Origin of the sequence: Salinivibrio sp. AR640 (assembly GCF_001995405.1) — a bacterium.
Taxonomy (GTDB): domain Bacteria; phylum Pseudomonadota; class Gammaproteobacteria; order Enterobacterales; family Vibrionaceae; genus Salinivibrio; species Salinivibrio costicola.
In genome coordinates this window covers 72,020-93,925 of the sequence record NZ_MUFD01000004.1, presented here as the reverse complement: position 1 = coordinate 93,925, position 21,906 = coordinate 72,020, and the positions used below count along the sequence as shown (strand labels likewise).

General features: G+C 51.7%; 19 protein-coding genes. 16 read left to right on the top strand and 3 right to left on the bottom strand.

The window, feature by feature from the left end:
* Positions 1 to 8 precede the first annotated feature (8 nt).
* The 14 genes from rsmH to lpxC all read left to right on the top strand — a co-directional run bounded on the left by rsmH (position 9) and on the right by lpxC (position 16,529).
* On the top strand, positions 9 to 959 hold the full coding sequence (rsmH, locus tag BZG75_RS03800; RefSeq protein ID WP_077576212.1) for a 16S rRNA (cytosine(1402)-N(4))-methyltransferase RsmH: 951 nt from the start codon (positions 9 to 11) through the stop codon (positions 957 to 959).
* Between the two features lie 3 nt (positions 960 to 962).
* Positions 963 to 1,292: a cell division protein FtsL gene (ftsL, locus tag BZG75_RS03795; protein ID WP_077459866.1), complete on the top strand. Its 330-nt coding sequence runs from the start codon at positions 963 to 965 to the stop codon at positions 1,290 to 1,292.
* Complete coding sequence (locus BZG75_RS03790) at positions 1,289 to 3,055, top strand: penicillin-binding transpeptidase domain-containing protein (RefSeq protein WP_021022625.1); 1,767 nt, start codon at positions 1,289 to 1,291, stop codon at positions 3,053 to 3,055. Before ftsL ends, BZG75_RS03790 begins: the two co-directional genes overlap by 4 nt.
* Positions 3,042 to 4,514 (top strand): UDP-N-acetylmuramoyl-L-alanyl-D-glutamate--2,6-diaminopimelate ligase, encoded by a 1,473-nt coding sequence (gene murE, locus BZG75_RS03785; RefSeq protein WP_021022624.1) that lies wholly within the window; start codon positions 3,042 to 3,044, stop codon positions 4,512 to 4,514. The genes BZG75_RS03790 and murE overlap by 14 nt, the downstream gene beginning before the upstream one ends.
* Positions 4,511 to 5,878 (top strand): UDP-N-acetylmuramoyl-tripeptide--D-alanyl-D-alanine ligase, encoded by a 1,368-nt coding sequence (locus tag BZG75_RS03780; protein ID WP_077576211.1) that lies wholly within the window; start codon positions 4,511 to 4,513, stop codon positions 5,876 to 5,878. Before murE ends, BZG75_RS03780 begins: the two co-directional genes overlap by 4 nt.
* Positions 5,878 to 6,960 (top strand): phospho-N-acetylmuramoyl-pentapeptide-transferase, encoded by a 1,083-nt coding sequence (gene mraY / locus BZG75_RS03775; protein ID WP_077459863.1) that lies wholly within the window; start codon positions 5,878 to 5,880, stop codon positions 6,958 to 6,960. Before BZG75_RS03780 ends, mraY begins: the two co-directional genes overlap by 1 nt.
* A 2-nt stretch (positions 6,961 to 6,962) precedes the next feature.
* Positions 6,963 to 8,297 (top strand): UDP-N-acetylmuramoyl-L-alanine--D-glutamate ligase, encoded by a 1,335-nt coding sequence (murD, locus tag BZG75_RS03770; protein WP_077576209.1) that lies wholly within the window; start codon positions 6,963 to 6,965, stop codon positions 8,295 to 8,297.
* The gene (gene ftsW / locus BZG75_RS03765; RefSeq protein WP_077576207.1) at positions 8,294 to 9,502 is read left to right on the top strand and encodes a cell division protein FtsW; all 1,209 of its coding nucleotides are present in this window, start codon (positions 8,294 to 8,296) and stop codon (positions 9,500 to 9,502) included. Before murD ends, ftsW begins: the two co-directional genes overlap by 4 nt.
* Positions 9,495 to 10,556: an undecaprenyldiphospho-muramoylpentapeptide beta-N-acetylglucosaminyltransferase gene (gene murG, locus BZG75_RS03760; protein ID WP_077576206.1), complete on the top strand. Its 1,062-nt coding sequence runs from the start codon at positions 9,495 to 9,497 to the stop codon at positions 10,554 to 10,556. The genes ftsW and murG overlap by 8 nt, the downstream gene beginning before the upstream one ends.
* Before the next feature lie 10 nt (positions 10,557 to 10,566).
* Positions 10,567 to 12,024, top strand: a complete 1,458-nt coding sequence (gene murC / locus BZG75_RS03755) for a UDP-N-acetylmuramate--L-alanine ligase (protein WP_077576204.1) — start codon at positions 10,567 to 10,569, stop codon at positions 12,022 to 12,024.
* A 224-nt stretch (positions 12,025 to 12,248) separates the two neighbouring features.
* Complete coding sequence (locus BZG75_RS03750) at positions 12,249 to 13,019, top strand: cell division protein FtsQ/DivIB (RefSeq protein WP_164837537.1); 771 nt, start codon at positions 12,249 to 12,251, stop codon at positions 13,017 to 13,019.
* A 12-nt stretch (positions 13,020 to 13,031) separates the two neighbouring features.
* Entirely contained in the window at positions 13,032 to 14,288 is a 1,257-nt protein-coding gene (gene ftsA, locus BZG75_RS03745) for a cell division protein FtsA (RefSeq protein ID WP_077576203.1), read from the top strand.
* Between the two features lie 33 nt (positions 14,289 to 14,321).
* Positions 14,322 to 15,494, top strand: a complete 1,173-nt coding sequence (gene ftsZ, locus BZG75_RS03740) for a cell division protein FtsZ (protein ID WP_021022615.1) — start codon at positions 14,322 to 14,324, stop codon at positions 15,492 to 15,494.
* A 117-nt stretch (positions 15,495 to 15,611) separates the two neighbouring features.
* Positions 15,612 to 16,529 (top strand): UDP-3-O-acyl-N-acetylglucosamine deacetylase, encoded by a 918-nt coding sequence (lpxC, locus tag BZG75_RS03735; protein ID WP_025744297.1) that lies wholly within the window; start codon positions 15,612 to 15,614, stop codon positions 16,527 to 16,529.
* 150 nt (positions 16,530 to 16,679) lie between these two features.
* On the opposite strand, the gene BZG75_RS03730 is transcribed toward lpxC, so the two are convergent.
* Positions 16,680 to 17,138 carry a DUF721 domain-containing protein gene (locus BZG75_RS03730; RefSeq protein ID WP_021022613.1) on the bottom strand — a complete coding sequence of 153 codons (459 nt, stop codon included), beginning with the start codon at positions 17,136 to 17,138 and terminating at the stop codon, positions 16,680 to 16,682.
* 482 nt (positions 17,139 to 17,620) lie between these two features.
* Between BZG75_RS03730 and secA the strand changes: the two genes are divergently transcribed.
* Positions 17,621 to 20,353 carry a preprotein translocase subunit SecA gene (secA, locus tag BZG75_RS03725; RefSeq protein WP_021022612.1) on the top strand — a complete coding sequence of 911 codons (2,733 nt, stop codon included), beginning with the start codon at positions 17,621 to 17,623 and terminating at the stop codon, positions 20,351 to 20,353.
* Between the two features lie 63 nt (positions 20,354 to 20,416).
* The gene (mutT, locus tag BZG75_RS03720) at positions 20,417 to 20,812 is read left to right on the top strand and encodes an 8-oxo-dGTP diphosphatase MutT (RefSeq protein ID WP_021022611.1); all 396 of its coding nucleotides are present in this window, start codon (positions 20,417 to 20,419) and stop codon (positions 20,810 to 20,812) included.
* A gap of 132 nt (positions 20,813 to 20,944) precedes the next feature.
* Here mutT and yacG read toward each other — a convergent pair whose 3' ends face one another.
* Both yacG and zapD read right to left on the bottom strand, forming a co-directional pair.
* A complete protein-coding gene (yacG, locus tag BZG75_RS03715) occupies positions 20,945 to 21,145 on the bottom strand; it encodes a DNA gyrase inhibitor YacG (RefSeq protein ID WP_021022610.1) in 201 nt (66 codons plus the stop codon).
* A 10-nt stretch (positions 21,146 to 21,155) separates the two neighbouring features.
* Positions 21,156 to 21,896 carry a cell division protein ZapD gene (gene zapD / locus BZG75_RS03710; RefSeq protein ID WP_021022609.1) on the bottom strand — a complete coding sequence of 247 codons (741 nt, stop codon included), beginning with the start codon at positions 21,894 to 21,896 and terminating at the stop codon, positions 21,156 to 21,158.
* Positions 21,897 to 21,906 lie beyond the last annotated feature (10 nt).

The window sequence follows — 21,906 nt, the reverse complement described above, 5'->3', positions numbered from 1 at the left end:
GTGAATGTATGTCAGAACAATATACCCATGTTTCCGTCCTATTAACTGAATCAGTGGACGGCCTTGCGATTAAACCCGATGGCATCTATGTCGATGGTACTTTTGGTCGCGGCGGTCACTCGCGCCATATCTTGTCGCAATTGGGTGATAACGGTCGCCTGTATGCTATCGATCGCGATCCACGCGCGATCGAAGAGGCAAATTCCATCGATGATCCGCGTTTCCAGATTATTCATGGCCCGTTTTCTGAGATAGCGTCGTACCTCAGTGAGCGTGGGCTAGCGGAAAAGGTCGATGGGATCCTCCTTGATTTGGGTGTGTCTTCGCCCCAGCTTGACGATCCTAGCCGTGGCTTCAGTTTTATGCATGATGGCCCGCTTGATATGCGTATGGATCCGAGCACCGGCCAGTCGGCCGCACAGTGGTTAGAAACCGCCAGTGTCGATGATATTGTTTGGGTATTAAAAGTGTTTGGCGAAGAGCGTTTTGCGCGCCGGATTGCCAATGCCATTGTTCGTCACCGTGAAGATGAAGAAGCACCTGCGCTGACCACGACCAATCAGCTTGCCAAGCTGATTGATCACGCGGTGCCGTTTAGAGAGAAGAAAAAGCATCCTGCGACACGTAGCTTTCAAGCGATTCGGATTTACATCAACAGTGAGCTGGATGAAATCGAGCAAGCCCTGCAAGGCGCGCTCGCCAGTTTAGCCCCGAGTGGACGCTTATCAGTGATTAGCTTTCACTCGTTAGAAGATCGCATGGTCAAGCGCTTTATCCGTAAGCAAAGTAAAGGACCGGATGTGCCCAAAGGGGTGCCTTTGACCGAAGCACAGATTGCCGAGCTCGGTTCGGCGGCAATGAAGCCGATTGGCAAGGCGATTAAACCGTCCGCGGAAGAAGTGGCGCATAACGCCCGGGCGCGAAGCTCGGTATTACGCGTGGCGGAAAAGTTAGGATAACGCATGAAACCGCGCCCAAGCCTCGCTAAGCAGATAGGCCAGGATGTATTGGCAATCGGGAAGTTGCCATTAGGGTTACTGCTGGCGGTATTGGTTTCGGCGATTGCCGTGGTATCGATGACCCAATCAACGCGTAATTTGATTGCCAAACAGGACGCGCTATTAGAGCAACGTGAAACCCTTGAAGTGGAGTGGCGCAATCAATTGTTAGAGGAAAATGCGTTGTCTGAACATAGCCATGTAGAATCCGTGGCGCGTCAGTCTTTTGACATGATTCGTCCCACCAGTGAGAACGAAGTGATTGTAACGCGACCTTTGAGTAACGACCGGTGAAAAAACGTTCTACTAAGTCAACTAATCGCCGTACACCCAAAGCGCCACCGGTATTGATTCAGTGGCGCTTTGGTCTCGTCTGCGTATTTATTGGCTTAGCCTTGGCTGCCTTGGTGGCGCGCGCCGCTTATATCCAAGTGATTGAGCCCGATCGATTACGCCACGAAGGGGATCTGCGTTCGATACGAACAGAGCAGGTTCCTTCCGCGCGAGGCATGATCACCGACCGTCAAGGTGAGGCACTCGCGATCAGTGTGCCCGTTCAAGCCGTGTGGGCGGATCCGGTGACGGTATTCAAACACCAAGGATTAAAAAACGTCGATCGCTGGCATGCGCTTGCGGATGTTTTGGGGTTAGATCGGCAAGCCTTGATTGATAAAATTCAGGCTAATCGGCAGCGGCGTTTTATTTATCTGCAACGTCAAGTGCGCCCAGCCATGGCAGCGTACGTTGATAAGCTTGAGTTACCTGGCATAGGGTTAAAAGCTGAGTCACGCCGCTTTTATCCCAGTGCGGAAGTCAGTGCACACCTTGTTGGGATGACTGGGATTGACGGCCATGGTTTAGAAGGGATCGAACGCCGATTTGATGATTGGTTGGCCGGTGAGCATGGTAAACGCACGGTGCGTAAAGACCGATTTGGCCGTGTCGTGGAGCATATTGCCACCGAAGATAAAAAAGAAGGCCAGTCGCTGACGCTAAGCATCGATCAGCGTCTTCAAGCCATTGCATATCGTGCTATCAAACAAGCCGTCGCCGATTACCGCGCCACCTCGGGCTCTTTGGTGATGGTGGACGTGAAGACCGGTGAAGTGATGGCCATGGTCAACGCCCCCTCCTATAACCCCAATAATCGTAGCTCACTCAAAAGCTTTAACATGCGTAATCGCGCGATTACTGATGTGTTTGAACCGGGCTCAACCATGAAGCCTTTTGTGGTACTCACTGCGTTAGAAAACGGTGTTGCCGATATGGACACCGTAATAGATACCGGCAACGGCATTATGCAAATCGGTGGCAGTCGAGTGCGTGATGTTTCTAAAGTCGGCAAAGCTAACCTTGCGCGTATTCTCAAAAAATCCAGTAATATCGGTGTGAGTAAACTCTCATTAGCCATGCCTGTAGAGACCTTATTAGGTCAATATGGCAGCTTTGGACTCGGCACCGGTACGGGCGTTGAGCTGGTTGGTGAATCAGTGGGCCATTTCCCCTCTCGGCGTCGTTGGTCAGATTTTGAACGTGCCACGCTAGCCTTTGGCTATGGATTATCGGTGACACCGACTCAGCTTGTGCGTGCTTATGCCACGCTAGGGTCGCTGGGCATTAATCGACCACTGAGCATTTTAAAGCGTGAAGGCGTCACAGAAGGTAAGCAAGTTGCCTCGCGCGAAAATGCCTATAAAGTCCTGCAAATGTTGGAAGGGGTGACCCAAGAAGGCGGCAGTGCGCGTCGTGCCGCGGTTGATGGCTATCGCGTTGGCGCCAAAACCGGGACCGCGAAAGTCGCTGTCGCCGGTGGCTATGGCGACGAATATATTGGTTACACCGCGGGGCTGGCACCCATTAGCGATCCTAAGCTGGCCATGGTGGTGGTGATCAACGAGCCGCAAGGCGACAAATATTATGGGGGGCAGGTCGCGGCACCTGTGTTTTCGAGCGTGATGAAAAGCGCACTCCAGATTTTAAACATTGCACCGGATGCCGGTACGGGTCCGGCGTTGCAAGTGGCAAAGCATGCAAATGAAGTGAATGGCGATGAATGATTTAAACCAATGGCTGAGCCCTTGGCTGGCGGATGTGCCCTCGATGCCGGTACGGCACCTATCCTTAGATAGCCGCAAAATCCGTCAAGGTGATGTATTCGTGGCGATAAAAGGCCACCAAGTTGATGGTCGCCAGTTTATCGATACCGCGATTCAGGCCGGTGCTGTGGCTGTGGTGCAGCAAGCGGAGCAAAATGCTGTGCAGTGGCATCAGAATGTGCCGCTCATCAGTTTATGCGTTTTACCTGCTTCCTTATCGGCATTAGCCGCGCGTTTTTATCAGCACCCGCAACAGCACATAGGCATGATTGGCGTGACCGGCACCAATGGTAAAACCACAGTCTCCCAATTGATTGCACAGTGGTTAGATGCCTTAGGTGAGCGGACCGCGGTGATGGGCACCACTGGCAATGGCTTTATTGGCCAATTAGAAGCGGCGGAAAACACCACGGGCGATGCCATTGGTATTCAAGCCCAGCTTGCGGCGTTTGCGCAGCAAGGTGCACGCCATGTCGCGATGGAAGTGTCTTCACATGGTTTAGTCCAAGGACGAGTCGCGAGCCTGGCATTGGATGCGGCTGTGTTTACTAATTTAAGCCATGATCATCTCGACTATCACGGCACCTTAGACGCTTATGCGGCGGCGAAAAAACAATTGTTTGATTTGGGCTCTCCGCTCAAAGTGATAAACGCTGACGATGCCGTGGGGCGCACTTGGCTCCAGCAATGGCCTGACGCGATTGCCGTCGCCATGCAGCCCGACGCATTAAGTGCTCACGCCGGCCGGTATGTACTGGCACAGTCGGTGACCTACACCACCGAGGGGGTCTGTGTTCGTATTGACTCCTCGTGGGGCCAGGGTGACATGTATGCAGAGTTAGTGGGTGATTTTAATGTCAGCAACCTCCTCGTGAGCCTGGCGACCTTGCTGGGGCTGGGTTATTCGTTATCAACCTTGTTGGCGAGTAGTCAGCAGCTACAAGCGGTTGTGGGGCGCATGGAGGTTTTTCTTGCGCCTGACAAACCGACCGTGGTGGTTGACTATGCTCACACGCCCGATGCGCTTGAGAAAGCACTACTGGCCTTACGACGTCATTGCCACGGCGCACTTTGGTGTGTATTTGGCTGTGGCGGCGATCGTGATACGCGTAAACGCCCGGTGATGGCCAGAGTGGCTGAACAGCATGCTGACAAGGTGGTGTTGACCAATGATAACCCTCGCGGTGAGGCCCCTGAGTCGATCACGCAAGATATGCTCGCGGGGCTGCAAAACCCCGAACGTGTACGGGTAGAGCATGACCGCGCTCAAGCGGTGACGCAGGTCATCGAGCAAGCGCAAGCCGACGACATTGTCTTGGTGGCGGGCAAGGGCCATGAAGACTATCAAGTGCTCGCGCATGGCAAGGTGCATTACTCTGACCGCGAGACGGTCGCGGCGCGACTCAAGGAGTTATCATGATTCGGACAACCCTCAGCACATTGGCGAATGCGATAGGAGCCACTGTGTATTATGCCGATCACGCGTCGGGCACGCCGCCGATCGATGCCATTACCACCGATACGCGTGAGCTGCGCGCGGGGGCACTGTTTGTCGCGCTTAAAGGTGACCGTTTTGATGGCCACGATTTTGCTGAGCAGGCAAAAGCATCAGGCGCCGCCGCGATGGTGGTTTCGCGCCAGTTGGACATTGATATTCCCCAATTGCTGGTGGACGATACACGCCTTGCCCTGGGTCAGTTAGGCGCTTGGGTCAAACAGCAATGCCAGGTGCCGACCATTGCGATCACGGGGAGCTGCGGTAAGACCACAGTCAAACAAATGTTGGCGGCGATCTTGGCACAGAAAGGACCCACGTTATCGACTGCCGGCAACTTCAATAATGATATCGGTGTCCCGCTGACGTTGTTTCGACTCACCCCTGCACACCACTATGCGGTGATTGAACTCGGTGCTAACCATATTGGTGAAATTGCCTATACCACATCATTGGTCAAGCCTGATATTGCCATGGTCACTAACTTAGCCGCGGCCCATCTCGAAGGGTTCGGCTCATTAGAGGGCGTGGCTGTTGCCAAAGGCGAAATTTATCAAGGGCTGCCCGAAGGCGGGATAGCGTTGGTGAATCAGGGTAGCCACGGTGGTGATACATGGGGTGACGTCCTGGCAGATAAGCAGGTGATTGCGGTAACAGACACGCAAGCCGCCCCCCTGACCTTGATTGATAGTGCCCTGACAACCGTGGGCTGTTATCAGCTCACGCTGAGTGACGGACAGAGCCAACAGTCGGTGATGCTGCCGCTACCGGGCAAGCACAATATTATTAATGCGTTAATGGCCGGTTGTGCGGCGATGCAGTTACCCGGCGTGAGTCTGGTGGATGTCGTGGCCGGGCTTGAGTCGGTAGAAAACGTCGCAGGACGCACACAAGTGAGTGAGCCTCGCCCAGGGTTACGGCTGATTGATGATACCTATAACGCCAGTGTCCCAGCGATGAAGTCTGCCATTGATGTTTTAGCCAGCTATCCAGGTGAGCGTTGGTTGATCGTCGGTGATATGGCAGAGCTGGGCGAGTACAGTGAGCAAATGCACCGTGAAGTTGGAGAGCATGCGGCGCAAGCTGCCGTTAACCGTGTCTTCACGACCGGACGCGATAGCCGTGTGATCAGCGAACGCTGTGGCGGCGATCATTTTGACAGTAAAGAGGCGCTGATTGCGCACGTAGTAGCCATGATAAAAACACAAACACCTGACACGATACTGATTAAAGGCGCCCGAGGGATGGCGATGGAAGCGGTTGTCACCGCAATCAAGGAGGCTTGCTAATGCTTTTATGGCTAGCGGAAGTACTACAAAACCTTTTACCCTCAATGCGCTTGTTTGAATACCTGACATTTCGCGCCATTGTTAGTGCACTGACGGCATTGGTTTTCTCGCTTTGGGCCGGCCCACGTCTGATTCGACGTTTACAGTCGATGCAGATTGGTCAAGTTGTTCGCGAGGAGGGCCCCGAATCTCACTTTAGCAAACGCGGTACGCCGACGATGGGCGGGGTCTTAATTGTTGCTGCCATTAGTTTAACCGTTTTGTTGTGGGCCGATTTATCCAACCCCTATGTGTGGGCTGTGATGGTCGTGCTACTGGGATACGGTGCGATTGGTTTTGTTGATGACTACCGCAAGGTAGTGCGTAAAAATACCGATGGATTAGTCGCCCGCTGGAAGTACTTTTGGCAATCTGCGATCGCACTCGGGGTGGCGTTCGCGCTCTACGCCCATGGCAATGACACCGCGGCGACACAACTGGTGGTGCCTTTCTTTAAAGACGTGATGCCCCAGCTTGGTCTGTTTTATATTGTCTTCACTTACTTTGTCATCGTGGGAACTAGCAATGCGGTGAACCTTACTGATGGCTTAGATGGCTTGGCCATTTTGCCAACCGTGATGGTTGCCGGCGGCTTCGCCTTTATTGCTTGGGCGACCGGTAACGTCAATTTCGCCAGCTACCTGCATATTCCGTATATCGAGTACAGCAGTGAACTGGTTGTGGTTTGTGCGGCCATTGTTGGCGCGGGGCTGGGCTTTTTGTGGTTCAACACTTATCCGGCGCAAGTTTTTATGGGCGATGTGGGCTCACTGGCGTTGGGCGGTGCATTGGGCACAATCGCCGTGCTGGTCCGTCAAGAATTGCTATTGATCATCATGGGCGGGGTGTTCGTGATGGAAACCATCTCAGTGATCTTGCAGGTAGGCTCGTACAAACTGCGGGGACAACGGATTTTCCGTATGGCGCCGATTCATCACCATTATGAATTGAAAGGCTGGCCAGAGCCTCGGGTGATCGTACGGTTTTGGATTATTTCGTTGATGCTGGTGTTGATTGCCCTCGCCACCTTGAAGGTCCGTTAACCATGACGCAACCAGGCCACCGCACATTAACCGAGTTTAAGCATATCGTGGTGATGGGGCTGGGGATCACCGGCCTCTCAGTGGTGAACTTTATTGCTCGCCATCATCCTGACGCCATGATCCGCGTGATGGATTCGCGCCAATCCCCTCCTGGAGAGGCGCAGCTGCCAGAGACGGTCGCACGACATACGGGAAGCTGGCATTCGGCATGGCTGGCGTCAGCTGACTTGGTGGTGATTAATCCTGGTATCTCGCTTGCCACCCCCGTCTTGGCGCCTGTTCATGCCGCGGGCACGCCCATTGTTGGTGATATTGAACTCTTCGCTTGGTACTGCGATAAGCCCGCAGTGGCGATTACCGGCTCAAATGGCAAAAGTACGGTCACGGCGCTGGTGGGAGAAATGGCGAAAGCGGACGGCATTAATGTGGGCGTGGGCGGTAATATCGGCGTGGCGGCACTGGATTTGCTCGACAAAGGCCACGACCTCTATGTGTTAGAGCTGTCCAGCTTTCAATTGGAAACCACTAAGTCATTGACCCTTCAAGGCGCCGCCTTCTTGAACTTCTCAGAAGATCACATGGACAGGTATCAAAGCTTGGCGGATTATCGGGCGGCGAAATGTCGTATTTTTACCCATGCAACTACCTTGATCGGCAATGCAGATGATGCACAGACACAGATTGATGCCGACATGTGTTTGTTTGGCTTTAGCCAGGGCGATTACTGTTTGTGCACTGACGATGGGCAAGCGTGGTTATCGGCGCAAGGAAAGCCTGTGCTACCGGTGTCCTCACTGAGCCTTGTTGGTCGCCATAATGTAGCAAACAGCCTCGCGGCCATGGCATTGGCTGATAGTGTCGGGGTGAGCCAGCCCGCTCAAATCACCGCGCTGCGCACTTACACTGGACTGGCACATCGTTGTCAAAAAGTCGCTGAGCACCAAGGTGTGATCTGGGTGAATGACTCCAAAGCCACCAATGTTGCCAGTACGTTAGCGGCGCTTGATGGTCTTGAAGTGAGCGGTTACTTACACTTGTTAGTAGGCGGAGAGGGTAAAGGCGCCGACTTTAGTGTGTTGCAGCCTGCACTCGCCAAGTTACCTGTCAGGCTTTACTGTTTTGGTAAAGATCAAGCCCAATTAGCCGCACTGGACGCGTCGGCACAGTGCTTTGATACCCTGCAAAACGCCATCGATGCCGCGGCAACGGCTGCAACGAAAGGCGACATGGTATTGCTGTCGCCAGCGTGTGCAAGTTTGGATCAATTTACTAACTTTGCCGCTCGTGGTCAGGCGTTTGTTGCCGGCGTAGAATCTGTTATCGCGAGGCCGTTATGACAGCAGTGCGTGCATTCCCCAAATATTGTTGGCAGTGGCTCCGAACGCCATCGCCGGGGGTACTGTACGATCGCCAATTGGTGTGGACGTCTCTGCTCCTAATGGTTATTGGCCTTGTCATGGTCACCTCAGCCTCGCTCCCAGTTGGATTACGACTGGCGGATGCCCCCTTTTTGTTTGCCAAACGCCATGCCTTTTATTTGCTGGTTGCCATGTTGGCGGCGGTGGCGGTGATGTATATCCCTGTCAAACTTTGGCAGCGCTACAGTGGCTACATGTTATTGATCTCATCGATTCTCTTGCTGGCGGTGTTGGTGGTGGGTCGCTCGGTCAATGGCGCGGTACGATGGATTTCTATCGCGGGGATCAATATCCAACCGGCGGAGATTGCCAAGTTATCTTTATTTGTCTTTTTAGCCGGGTATCTGGTGCGCCGCCATGGTGAAGTCCGTGAACATTTCCGTGGTTTTGCCAAGCCGCTGGCTGTGTTGCTGCTGTTTGCGGGGTTGTTGCTGATTCAACCAGATTTAGGCTCAGTGGTGGTGATGTTTGTGACCACCGTGGGCATGTTGTTTATGGCTGGGGCAAAATTGTGGCAGTTTATCGCCTTGTTGATGACGGGCCTGACCTTGGTCGCGGGCTTAATCATTGCTGAACCCTATCGAGTGCGGCGAGTCACTGCGTTTTTAGATCCTTGGCAAGACCCGTTTGGCAGCGGCTACCAGCTGACGCAATCTCTGATGGCATTTGGACGTGGCGGCTGGTTTGGCCAAGGGCTAGGGAATTCGATTCAAAAGTTAGAGTATTTACCGGAGGCGCACACTGACTTTGTCTTTGCGGTCATTGCCGAGGAACTCGGGCTCGTGGGTGTGAGTGTGATTCTGTGTCTTATTTTTTTCCTCGTATTCAAAGCGCTTTTCATTGGAAAGCACTGTCTGGCGCAAAACCAGTTATTCGGTGGTTTTTTAGCCTTTGGCATTGGCATTTGGTTTGCCTTTCAAACCCTGGTGAATGTCGGTGCGGCGGCGGGCATGTTGCCGACCAAAGGGTTAACCTTGCCACTGATCAGCTACGGGGGATCGAGCTTGGTGATTATGGCGGTCGCGGTGGCCTTGTTACTGCGCATTGATCACGAATACCGCTTAGCGACGTCTCAAGCGCACCAAAAAACCCCTTATCAAGGTAAAGATCATAAACATGACTAAAAAACGATTATTAGTGATGGCAGGCGGGACCGGTGGTCATGTCTTTCCCGGCCTTGCGGTCGCCAAGTTTTTAGAAAAGCAGGGATGGGACATCTGTTGGCTCGGTACCGCTGATCGCATGGAAGCCGAACTCGTTCCCAAATATGGTATCGAGATCGCATTTATTCGTGTCAAAGGCTTGATTGGATCCGGACTGATGCGCAAGCTACGAGCCCCTTGGATGATTGTCAGTGCCATTTGGCAGGCACGCCAAGTGATTAAACGTGTCAAACCCGATGCGGTGTTGGGCATGGGCGGTTATGTCAGTGGCCCAGGCGGAATCGCCGCTTGGTTAAGTGGTGTGCCAGTGATCCTCCATGAGCAAAATGCCGTGGCGGGGCTGACCAATCAGTGGTTAGCCAAAGTTGCCAAGCAAGTGTTGCAAGCCTTCCCGGGCGCGTTTGATGGGCAGCCGGTGGTTGGGAATCCCGTACGTCGAGACGTGTGTGACCTCCCGGATCCCGCGCAACGATTCGCAGACCGTCAAGGTGCACTACGTATTTTGGTGATGGGGGGCAGTCAAGGCGCACGTATCCTCAATCAAACGGTGCCTGAGGCAATGCCACGGCTAGAACAGTCGGTGACGGTGCGTCATCAAGCCGGAAAAAATAATGCGGAAAAGACGCTTTCCGCTTATCAACACGCCGGAATGGTCGATGTTGATGTGAGCGAATTTATTGATGACGTAGCCGAGGCTTACGCTTGGGCCGATGTGGTAATTTGTCGAAGCGGCGCGCTTACCGTGTCTGAATTAGCGGCGGCTGGCGTTGGGGCGATTTTTGTCCCCTTTATGCATGCAGATAGGCAACAAGCACTCAACGGTGATTACTTAGTCTCCCGTGGTGCGGCTTTAATGATTGAGCAGCCATCACTGACCGCCCAGTCACTGGCGGAAACAATCAATCGGTTAGACCGCCACCGCCTGTTAGCGATGGCGACGGCGGCGCGTGACGCTGCCATTATTGATGCAGATGCCCGCGTTGCGGATGCTATTACCGCACACGCAAACACATAGAGAATAGATAATGGGTAAATTGGATAATCAGCAGCTGGAAAAACTTCGCGCCATGATCCCGGAAATGCGCCGGGTCAAGCGGATCCATTTTGTCGGGATTGGCGGTGCAGGCATGTGCGGTATTGCTGAGGTGCTGATTAATGAAGGTTACCAAATAACCGGCTCGGATCTTGCACAGAATATCGTCACGGAGCGATTGGCATCCATGGGGGCGCAGATCTTTATCGGTCATCAAGCGAGCCATATAGAACAAGCCAGTGTGGTGGTGGTATCAACAGCGATTAAAGCTGACAACCCGGAAGTTGAAGCGGCAAAAGCTTTACGGATCCCGGTGGTCAGACGGGCAGAAATGCTTGCCGAATTAATGCGCTACCGGCATGGTATTGCCGTTGCCGGCACCCACGGCAAAACCACCACGACCGCGATGGTAACGCAGATCTTTTCTGAGGCAGGCCTGGATCCCACTTTCGTGAATGGCGGGTTAGTAAAAAGTGCGGGCACCAATGCACGTTTGGGAAGCAGTCGTTATTTGATTGCAGAGGCGGATGAGAGCGACGCGTCGTTTTTACACTTGCAGCCTATGGTCGCCATTGTGACCAATATTGAAGCGGATCACATGGATACCTATGGCGGTAGTTTCGCAAAACTGCAACAGACGTTTATCGACTTTCTCCATAATCTGCCGTTCTATGGTTTAGCGGTGGTGTGCATTGATGATCCCGTGGTTCGCGAGTTAATTCCGTCGATTGGTCGTCAAGTGATCACCTATGGGTTCTCGCAGGATGCGGATGTATGTTTACATGATTACCAGCAACATGGGCAATGTGGCATTTTTAAAGTGACACGCCCTGGCCGCGAAACCTTGACCATTCGCTTGAACACGCCAGGCCAGCACAACGCCCTGAATGCGGCAGCAGCGATTGCGGTAGCAACCGAAGACGGCGTGGACGACGACGCTATTTTACGTGCCCTCGCTAATTTTGCTGGGACGGGACGCCGTTTCGATCAACTTGGCGAGTTCCCGGTCGATGACGGCACTGCCTTGCTGGTGGACGATTACGGCCATCACCCTAGCGAAGTGGATGTCACGATTAAAGCCGCACGCGCTGGCTGGCAAAACCATCGCTTGGTTATGATTTTTCAGCCACATCGCTATAGTCGTACGCGCGATCTTTATGATGATTTTGCCAACGTGTTGGAAAAAGTCGACGTGTTGCTGATGCTAGATGTGTATGCGGCTGGTGAAACCCCGATTGCGGGAGCCGATGGGAGAAGTCTTTGTCGTAGCATTCGCGCTCGCGGTAAGCTGGACCCGATTTTTGTGCCGAATGCCGACGCCTTACCCTCCGCGCTCGCCAATGTTATTCAAGCGAATGACTTGGTTTTAACACAAGGGGCGGGAGATATTGGTAAAGTAGCGAAAAACTTAGCGGCAAAACAGCTAGACAAGGCTGAAATGGCACAATAAAACACAAGTTGGCAACGTAAAAACGGCGCGCAATTGCGCTCTTGGTGACCAAAAAATAGATTTTTATCGCGTTCAGGAGCCAAAATGCGCGCAATAGATCCCAGCTTATGTATGAAAATGCATATCTGTGTTGGAGTGCTTGGCGCGGGATCGCTATAATCAGTCGGTTTTTTCGCGATGAGTGTCAAGTAGCATCGACACAAGGCGATAAGATAGGTATGAGCATGGTTAATGCCCTTACACGAGTGCAAGGAATGGTGCAGCTGGATCGCCAAAAAAGCGCATCACTCGCGTTTTTAATTGGGGTTATTATCCTGATGCTCTTTGGTCTAGCTCGTGTGATTGATTGGATGAGTGATGAGCAGCAGCTCCCCTTATCGCAACTGATGCTCGAAGGCGACCAGACTTACGTGACAGCGACGCAAGTCCGAGAGGCGGTGTTGTCAGTGGGCGAGTTAAAGAGCTTTATGCTGCAGGATGTGGATAGCATCCAGAGCAGCATTGAGGCTCTGCCTTGGGTGAAGCATGTGGCCGTGAGAAAGCAATGGCCGGATACCTTGAAGGTGCACATCACTGAATATCGCGCGAGTGCGATTTGGAACGGGCAAAAGTTGCTCACACCAAGCGGTGAGGTTTTTGATGGTTCACCCAGTGATGTGGCTGACAAATCGTTAATTTCGCTACACGGCACACCCGGCTCAGCTGAAGAAGTGCTGGCGACGAGTCGTGAACTGGAAAAGAAACTGCGGAAAATTGGTTTATCGATACAAGCGCTGTCACTGAATAAACGTCGGTCTTGGCGTATCGTGACACGAGATGGCGTACGGATTGAGTTAGGGCGGACAGCCCGGCAAGAACGGCTTGCTCGCTTGGTCGCGTTATACCCGCGGATCAGTGCGCAAGATAAAACAATTGCCTATGTAGATTTGCGTTATGACACGGGCGCGGCCGTTGGCTGGAAAAGCGAAACAGGCCCCGCGAATAGCCAAGATTAAGAGATGGTGTGAATGAATAAAACGACAGATAAGTCACTGATAGTTGGGCTCGATATTGGGACGTCCAAAGTGTCTACTCTGGTCAGTGAAGTACTGCCAGACGGCACCATCAACGTACTGGGTGTGGGCAGCAGCCCATCACGCGGCATGGATAAGGGTGGCGTTAACGACTTAGAATCTGTGGTTAAATCTGTTCAGCGTGCGGTGAATGAAGCAGAGATGATGGCCGATTGCCAAATCAGTTCTGTCTATCTTTCTTTGTCAGGAAAGCACATTCACTGCCAAACTGAGAGAGGCATGGGGACAATTTCGGATGAAGAGGTTACCCAAGACGATATAGACAACGTGATTCATACCGCAAAGTCGGTCAAAATCAGTGATGAGCAGCGCGTGCTGCATGTGATCCCGCAAGAATACAAAATCGATTACCAAGAAGGGATCAAAAATCCGCTCGGCCTATCTGGCGTAAGGATGGAAGCCAGTGTGCACCTCATCACATGTCACAATGATACCGCGAAAAATATTGAGAAAGCCGTGGAGCGTTGTGGTCTTAGAGTGGATCAACTGATTTTCTCCGGGCTATCAGCGAGCCATGCGGTGATCACGCCAGATGAACGAGAGCTCGGCGTGTGCGTGGCCGATATTGGCGGCGGCACCATGGATCTTGCAGTTTGGACTGGCGGCGCACTTCGGCATGCCGAGGTCATTCCTTACGCGGGCAATGTGATCACCAGCGATATAGCCTATGCCTTTGGCACCCCACTGGCGGATGCAGAAGACATTAAAGTGAAATATGGCTGTGCATTGAGTGAGTTGGTGAATAAGGATGCAAAAGTCAATGTGCCGAGCGTGGGTGGACGCCCGTCGCGGACGTTACAGCGACAAACCTTGTCTGAAGTGATTGAGCCGCGTTGTTCAGAATTGTTGGGACTGGTGAATCAAAAATTAGTCGCCATTCAAGAAAAACTGCGTAGCGATGGTGTGAAACATCAAATGGCAGCTGGAATAGTGCTTACTGGCGGGGCATCACAAATGCACGGGCTGGTTGAATGCGCGGAACGCGTGTTCCAAAACCAAGTGCGTGTTGGACAGCCAGCCAATGTCACGGGACTGACTGATTATGTACAAGCGCCTTGCTATGCAACCGCGGTTGGGCTTTTACACTACGGTAAAGAAAGCTTGCTGACAGAAACGAGTGAACCAGAACAAAAGCGGGCTGTGGCTAGCTGGATTAAGACGCTGAGTAGCTGGTTTAAGAAAGAATTTTAACCCTGATGCGAACAGGAAGGACGGAGAGAACTCATGTTTGAACCGATGATGGAAATGTCTGACGATGCGGTGATTAAGGTCGTCGGCATTGGCGGTGGCGGTGGTAACGCCGTTGAACATATGGTGCGTGAGTCAATCGAAGGGGTTGACTTTATTAGCATTAATACGGATGCCCAAGCACTACGGAAAAGCAGTGTCGGCACGGTCATTCAAATTGGCGGTGATATCACCAAAGGACTTGGCGCGGGGGCAAATCCGCAAGTTGGGCGTGATTCCGCACTCGAAGATCGCGATGCGATTAAAGCTGAGCTCGAAGGTGCCGATATGGTATTTATCGCAGCCGGAATGGGCGGTGGTACCGGCACCGGGGGAGCGCCTGTTATCGCGGAAATCGCGAAAGAAATGGGGATTCTGACCGTTGCTGTGGTCACCAAACCTTTCAGCTTCGAAGGTAAAAAGCGACTGGCGTTTGCCGAGCAAGGAATCGAAGAGCTGTCAAAGCAAGTTGACTCGCTGATTACGATTCCCAACGAAAAATTGCTTAAGGTGCTAGGTCGCGGCATTACCTTGCTGGATGCCTTTGCGAAGGCGAACGATGTGTTACGCAATGCCGTACAAGGGATTGCAGAACTGATCACACGCCCTGGCCATATTAACGTCGACTTTGCTGACGTACGCACTGTGATGTCAGAAATGGGACACGCAATGATGGGCAGTGGTGTTGCAACGGGCGAAGATCGTGCTGAAGAAGCGGCAGAGATGGCAATTTCTAGCCCACTTCTTGAAGACATCGACTTGGCGGGTGCGCGTGGTGTGCTAGTCAACATTACAGCAGGCTTTGATATGCGTCTTGATGAGTTCGAGACCGTGGGTAACACCGTCAAAGCATTTGCATCAGACAATGCCACTGTGGTGATCGGAACGTCGATGGATCCAGAAATGAGCGATGAGCTGCGAGTGACTGTGGTGGCGACCGGGATTGGCAACGAACGTAAGCCAGACATTACCTTGGTCACCAATGCACAGTCTGGGCAAGCAAAAGCCGAGCCTAAAAAGGCACAGCCTTTGCAGGATAAACCTCAGGCGGCAAGTTCAAACCCAGCGGCGAAAGAGCAGCCAGCTGCTTCATCGAATGCAGCACCAAAATCGCAGACTGAGCATGATTATCTCGATATTCCTGCGTTTTTGCGTAAACAAGCTGACTGATCGCAATTGCTTGGTTTGTAGCCAGTGATGTGCTACCATCTCGCTCCCCTTGTCTAAGGTGACAGGGTAATGAGTGACGCAGAGCACACTTTTTTAAGAAAAAGTTGAGATAAGCCGATGATTAGACAGCGAACATTGAAAAGTATGGTCCAAACGACTGGTGTGGGTCTCCACTCTGGGCGTAAGGTTACGCTTACTCTGCGTCCGGCTCCTGCCAACACCGGTGTGATTTATCGTCGCACTGACATGGAGCCGCCGGTTGATTTTCCGGCCAACCCTGAGGATGTGCGCGATACCATGCTGTGCACCGCCTTAGTGAATGACGCGGGTGTTCGCATCTCAACCGTTGAGCATCTCAGTGCTGCAATTGCAGGAATGGGTATCGATAACATCATTATCGAAGTGAATGCGCCAGAAATTCCGATTATGGATGGCAGTTCAAGTCCGTTTATTTTCTTGCTGCAGTCTGCGGGTATCGATGTCCAAAATGCGCCAAAACGATTCATTCGTATCAAAAAGCCTGTTCGCATTGAAGACGATGATAAGTGGGCGGAACTGTTGCCTTATAATGGCTTCCGTCTCGACTTTGCCATCGAATTCGACCATCCGGCGATTGAATCGGAGCAACAAAACTTGGTGCTCGACTTCTCAAGTCAATCTTTTATTAAAGACTTGAGCCGCGCGCGAACCTTCGGTTTTATGCGTGATATCGAATACTTGCAGTCACAAAACTTGTGTTTGGGTGGCAGCTTTGACTGCGCGATTGTTCTGGATGATTATCGCATTTTGAACGAAGACGGCCTACGTTTTGACAATGAACTGGTTAAGCACAAAGTCCTGGATGCCATTGGTGACTTGTACATGTGTGGACACAGTATTCTTGGTGAAATGCGCGCCTACAAATCAGGCCATGCCTTAAACAACAAGCTGTTACGCGCGGTGTTGGCCGATCAAGAAGCGTGGGAGTGGGTCACATTTGAAGAGACTGAAACCTCTCCTGTGGCATTTGCTGAACCGGGAATGGTATTGGCCTAAGCGATATTCTTGCGCATAAGCTACTACTTGCGTATACGCTACTACTTGCGTATACGCCACCAGATGGTGTGACCGCTGACAGAAAGCGGTATGAAGCCTAACCGCTAGGCATCGTAACCAAATACTCGATTAAGATAAAAAAGCCAGAGTTTACTCTGGCTTTTTTTGATCATGGGCCAGGTTAGCTAATGCTTCAAATCGTGCTTTTAATGTTGGGGAAGCGCCTTCCCCTAACGCGCGAAGCAACTCGCCAGAGGCTTGGCTAAGATGACGAGAAGGGGCCTTCTCGTGGTCTGTTCTGTCCGCGGCGGCTAATGCTGGATTAATATTCACCTCAATGGTCGTCAAGCTCGCGAGGCCTTTGGTGCGTAACACCGAGAGCAGGTGCTGACGTTCATAGTTAAGTCGCATGGCCCAAGCGGCGCTACCTACTTCAATCACTAATACGCCATCACGATAATTGGCAACGCGACATGCCTTTGAGGTTTCACCGGGCAACAATGCTAAGATCAGCTTGTTTAGCTTGGCAAGCTCGACCGCCCGTTGGGCAATGTTGTTGGAGTCGCTCTCTAGCAGGTGTAGCGTTGAGCGAGGACGATGGTCTCTCATAGCACAATAACTGCCTTTTTTGTCATCAATTCGGTGTGGGAACGGGCGCACAGCGTCTAATTTTCGCTAATTGATCCCTTGAGTCCTAGATTTGTCATAGGATGTGAGACTATTTTACCTTATCATACATGCGTGACCCCAGCATGTAAGCTAACCCATTTGATCAATTAGGGATTGCTGGGGGAGTACAATATACAGTGCGCGAATCATTCACAGGTAAGTGTCGCATGGGTACGGCGATAAGGGAGAGCCTTTTTCCATTCCGTCTATCACATTATCAGTTACGTGGAAATTGTTGTGAAGCGGCGTGATCGCCCTTGAATTCTGTCCGATTTGGCTCCACTTAAAAGAGATAAGCCTTGTTATCTCATGTTGAATCGATGAGCTTAAGCCAACCCGCGTTGAACTGAAACACGCCAACAGAGTGGCAGTGTAGCGGCCGCCCATGTGGGAAGACCATTAAAAAGAGTACCGGCAACGCCATGTTATCGAAAGTCCTGACTAAAGTTATCGGAAGCCGAAATGACCGCACCTTGCGTCGGCTGCGAAAAGTTGTTGATGAAATCAACAAACTCGAACCCCAATTTGAAGCGTTGAACGACGATGCGCTAAAAGCGAAAACCGTTGAGTTCCGCGAGCGCCTAGATCAAGGCGCTGAACTGGATGATCTTATTCCAGAAGCCTTTGCAACAGTACGAGAAGCCTCGAAGCGTGTCTTCGGTCTGCGCCATTTTGATGTGCAGATGATTGGTGGGATTGTGCTGCATAACGGCAAAATTGCCGAGATGCGTACCGGTGAGGGTAAAACGCTCACGGCGACCCTGCCTTCCTACCTGAACGCGTTAACCGGCAAGTCGGTTCACATTATCACCGTCAATGATTACTTGGCCGAGCGTGATGCTGAAACCAACCGTCCTTTGTTTGAGTTTCTAGGGATGACGGTTGGCGTCAATGTACCGAATATGCCGCCGGAAGCGAAAAAAGCCGCCTATGCGTGCGATGTGCTGTACGGCACCAATAACGAATTCGGTTTTGATTATTTGCGTGACAATATGGCGTTTCGCGCCGAAGACCGCGTTCAGCGTGATCGCTACTTCTCTATCGTCGATGAGGTCGATTCCATCTTAATTGATGAAGCGCGAACGCCATTAATTATCTCGGGGCCGGCAGAAGATAGCTCCGAAATGTATCAGCGCATTAATGCCTTGATTCCGAGCTTAAAGCAGCAAGCAGAAGAAGACACCGAAGATTATCAAGGTGATGGCCATTTCACGGTCGATGAAAAGGCGAAGCAGGTTTACATGACCGAAAACGGTCAAGAGTTTGTTGAAGACTTGCTGAAGAAAAACGGCTTGATGGGAGAGGATGATACCCTTTATTCGCCCGCCAACATTAGCCTTATCCATCACATTAATGCCGCCCTGCGTGCACATGTTTTGTTTGAGCGTGATGTTGATTACATCATTAAAGACGACGAGATCATCATTGTTGATGAGCACACTGGCCGTACTATGCCAGGTCGTCGCTGGTCTGAAGGCTTACACCAAGCCGTAGAAGCCAAGGAAGGGGTGAAAATCCAAAACGAGAACCAAACACTGGCCTCGATTACCTTCCAGAACTTTTTCCGTCTCTACGATAAGCTTTCAGGCATGACCGGGACCGCTGATACCGAAGCGTTCGAGTTCCAGTCGATTTATGGACTCGATACCGTTGTGATCCCCACCAACCGTCCGATGGTGCGAAAAGACCATGCGGATCAGGTTTATATGACCGAGAAAGAAAAGTTTGTCGCGATTGCTGAAGACATCAAAGCACGTGCAAAAGCCGGTCAGCCTGTATTGGTGGGCACGGTATCGATTGAAAAGTCTGAGCTGTTGTCTGATGCTCTTAACAAAGATGGCATTAAGCACCAGGTACTGAATGCGAAGTTCCACGCGCACGAAGCGGATATTGTGGAGCAAGCCGGTTATCCAGGCGCAGTCACCATTGCGACCAACATGGCGGGCCGTGGTACGGATATTGTTCTGGGCGGAAGCTGGAAACAGGTTCTCGGTGATGTCGAAAACCCCACCGATGCCCAAGTGGAAGCGGCGAAAGAAAAATGGCAACAGCTGCACGACCAAGTGGTCGAAGCCGGCGGCTTACACATCATTGGTACCGAACGTCACGAATCGCGTCGTATTGATAACCAATTACGTGGTCGTGCCGGACGTCAAGGTGATCCGGGCTCAACCCGTTTTTATCTATCCATGGACGACTCACTGATGCGCATTTTTGCATCAGAGAAGGTGTCCAATATGATGAAGCGCCTCGGGATGGCTGAAGGGGAAGCGATTGAACACCCCTGGGTTAACAAAGCCATTGAGAATGCGCAGCGCAAAGTTGAAGGCCGTAACTTTGATATTCGTAAGCAGCTGCTTGAGTTCGATGACGTCGCCAACGATCAGCGTAAAGTGGTTTATGAATTGCGTGATGCATTGCTCGTCTCAAATGACATCAGTGAGATGATTGAGCACAACCGCGAAGACGTGGTTAATACCATTGTTAACCAATATATCCCGCCACAGTCGTTAGAAGAAATGTGGGATATTGCTGGGCTTGAGAAGCGCTTAAAAGCCGATTTTGATATCGAGCTGCCGATTCAACAATGGTTGGATGAAGATGACAAGCTCTACGAAGAGTTGCTGCGTGAACGTATTCTGACTGCCTTAATTGAGGTGTACAAAGGTAAAGAAGAAGCCGTTGGCGCGGAAACGCTGCGTAACTTTGAAAAGGCGGTCATGCTACAAACGCTCGACACCCTTTGGAAAGAGCACTTGGCGGCGATGGATCATCTGCGTCAAGGCATTCATTTGCGTGGCTATGCCCAGAAAAACCCGAAACAAGAGTATAAGCGCGAGTCGTTTGAGCTGTTTGAAGGCATGTTAGATGCATTAAAAACCGATGTCGTGACCGCTTTGAGTCGTGTTCGTGTTCAGCAGCCTGACGACGTTGAGCGCATGGAAGCTGAACGTCAAGCACGTGCTGAGAAAGCGGCGCGTCAGCAACAGGTTAATCATGCGCAGGCTGAAAACCAGTTTGATGATGGTGAAAGCGCTGAACGTGACGACAGCGGCAACGAAACCGTGGTACGTGATGGGCGAAAAGTTGGCCGAAACGAGCCTTGTCCTTGCGGATCAGGGAAGAAATTTAAACAGTGTCACGGTAGAATCTAGCCCCTGACCCTGTGTTAGCAAAAAGGCCGTTTTCGCGGCCTTTTTTTATTATTAGGAGAGTGCATGAAACGGGTAAGTATTGCCGCGGGCATTATTGTCAATTCGGCACAAGATCAGGTGTTTATTACACGTCGTCACGATCAGGCCCACCAAGGAGGAAAGTGGGAGTTTCCGGGCGGGAAAATTGAAGGCAGTGAAACGCCTAAACGCGCTCTGCTCCGTGAACTCAAAGAAGAAGTGGGTATTGATGCCACCGAGGTCAGTCCGTTTATTTCGTTAGACTTTGATTTTCCAGACAAAGCCTTGAGCTTAGATTTTTTCTTAGTGTGTCGTTTTGATGGTGAGCCGGCTGGTTGTGAAGGCCAAGAGGGGGTTTGGGCGCCTATCGCTGAGCTGGATAACTATACGTTTCCAGACGCGAATGACGCCGTACTTGAGAAAATTCACGCCCGATTTTGACTCGGTTGCACTAGCACTAGCACTAGCACTAGCACTAACACGCGAGCGGGGCGAAGGACGCTTGCTATTGTGTTAATACAGTTTGCTACGCGAAGTGAGCGCAGCCTGCTCAGTGAAGTGAATGCAGCCTGCTCAGTCGGGCTGCTCTTCTGACCACAAGTCATCATCCGAGATATCAGGTGCACCGGGGATGGCTTTTTCTTCACTGGCCCACTCGCCTAAATCGATCAGTTGACAGCGTTTACTACAAAATGGACGGTGTGGACTCACCTCTCCCCAAACCACAGGCTGTTGACAGGTCGGGCATTTCACCACAGTGGGGGTATTACTCACGTACTTCTCCTTAACAGACACTGATATGAACAGGCATATTGTCGGCGACCTCATGATCATCGTCAAATGGCATAAATCGGATGGCGAAGCGATTTTTATGGCCTGATACCAAAGGATACACGCCCAGATCCGGTGCCAGTTTTAGCCGAATTAAACAAGCGCCATCGGCTTCTTGTTGATAAAACCCTTGTTTTACTGTTGCGGTGCCACCGTGTGCGCTTTCGCGTGTTAGTTGCAGCCAAAAAGCGAGTGCATCACGCAGCGGCGATAGGGTAGCCATCCAAGTTTGAATCGCATTTTGCCGGGCCGCGAGCGGCTGATGCAACCAATAATGGAAAACGGGCAAATCAAAACTGCAACTGCCTCCGGGAATCGAGAAGCGTTGCTTGATGCTGGTTAAGAAGCGATCTTCCCGCAGTGGCTGACCAAAGCGTTTGGCTTGGAGCACCGAACGTTGGTGCGCGGCCACCTGATCGAGTAGCTGATTCAGCTGGGTTTGATCCACTTGCGGTACGTTTGCCCATGCGTTGAGCTTTTTCTTCAGTTTATCCAAATCCTTGGCTAAGTCTGCTTTTACTTGCACCTGCTCTAAAATTTCCAATAAATCGAATAAACTGCGGAAAAATTGAATATGGTGGCAGGGTGCTGAAAGGCCGCTCACTTCGTCCAGTTGGTCGAGCAGGTACTCCAGGCGCAAATAAATACGCACCTGTTCATTGAGTGGGTGTTCATACACAGTGAGGCTGGTCATAAGCGTTGAG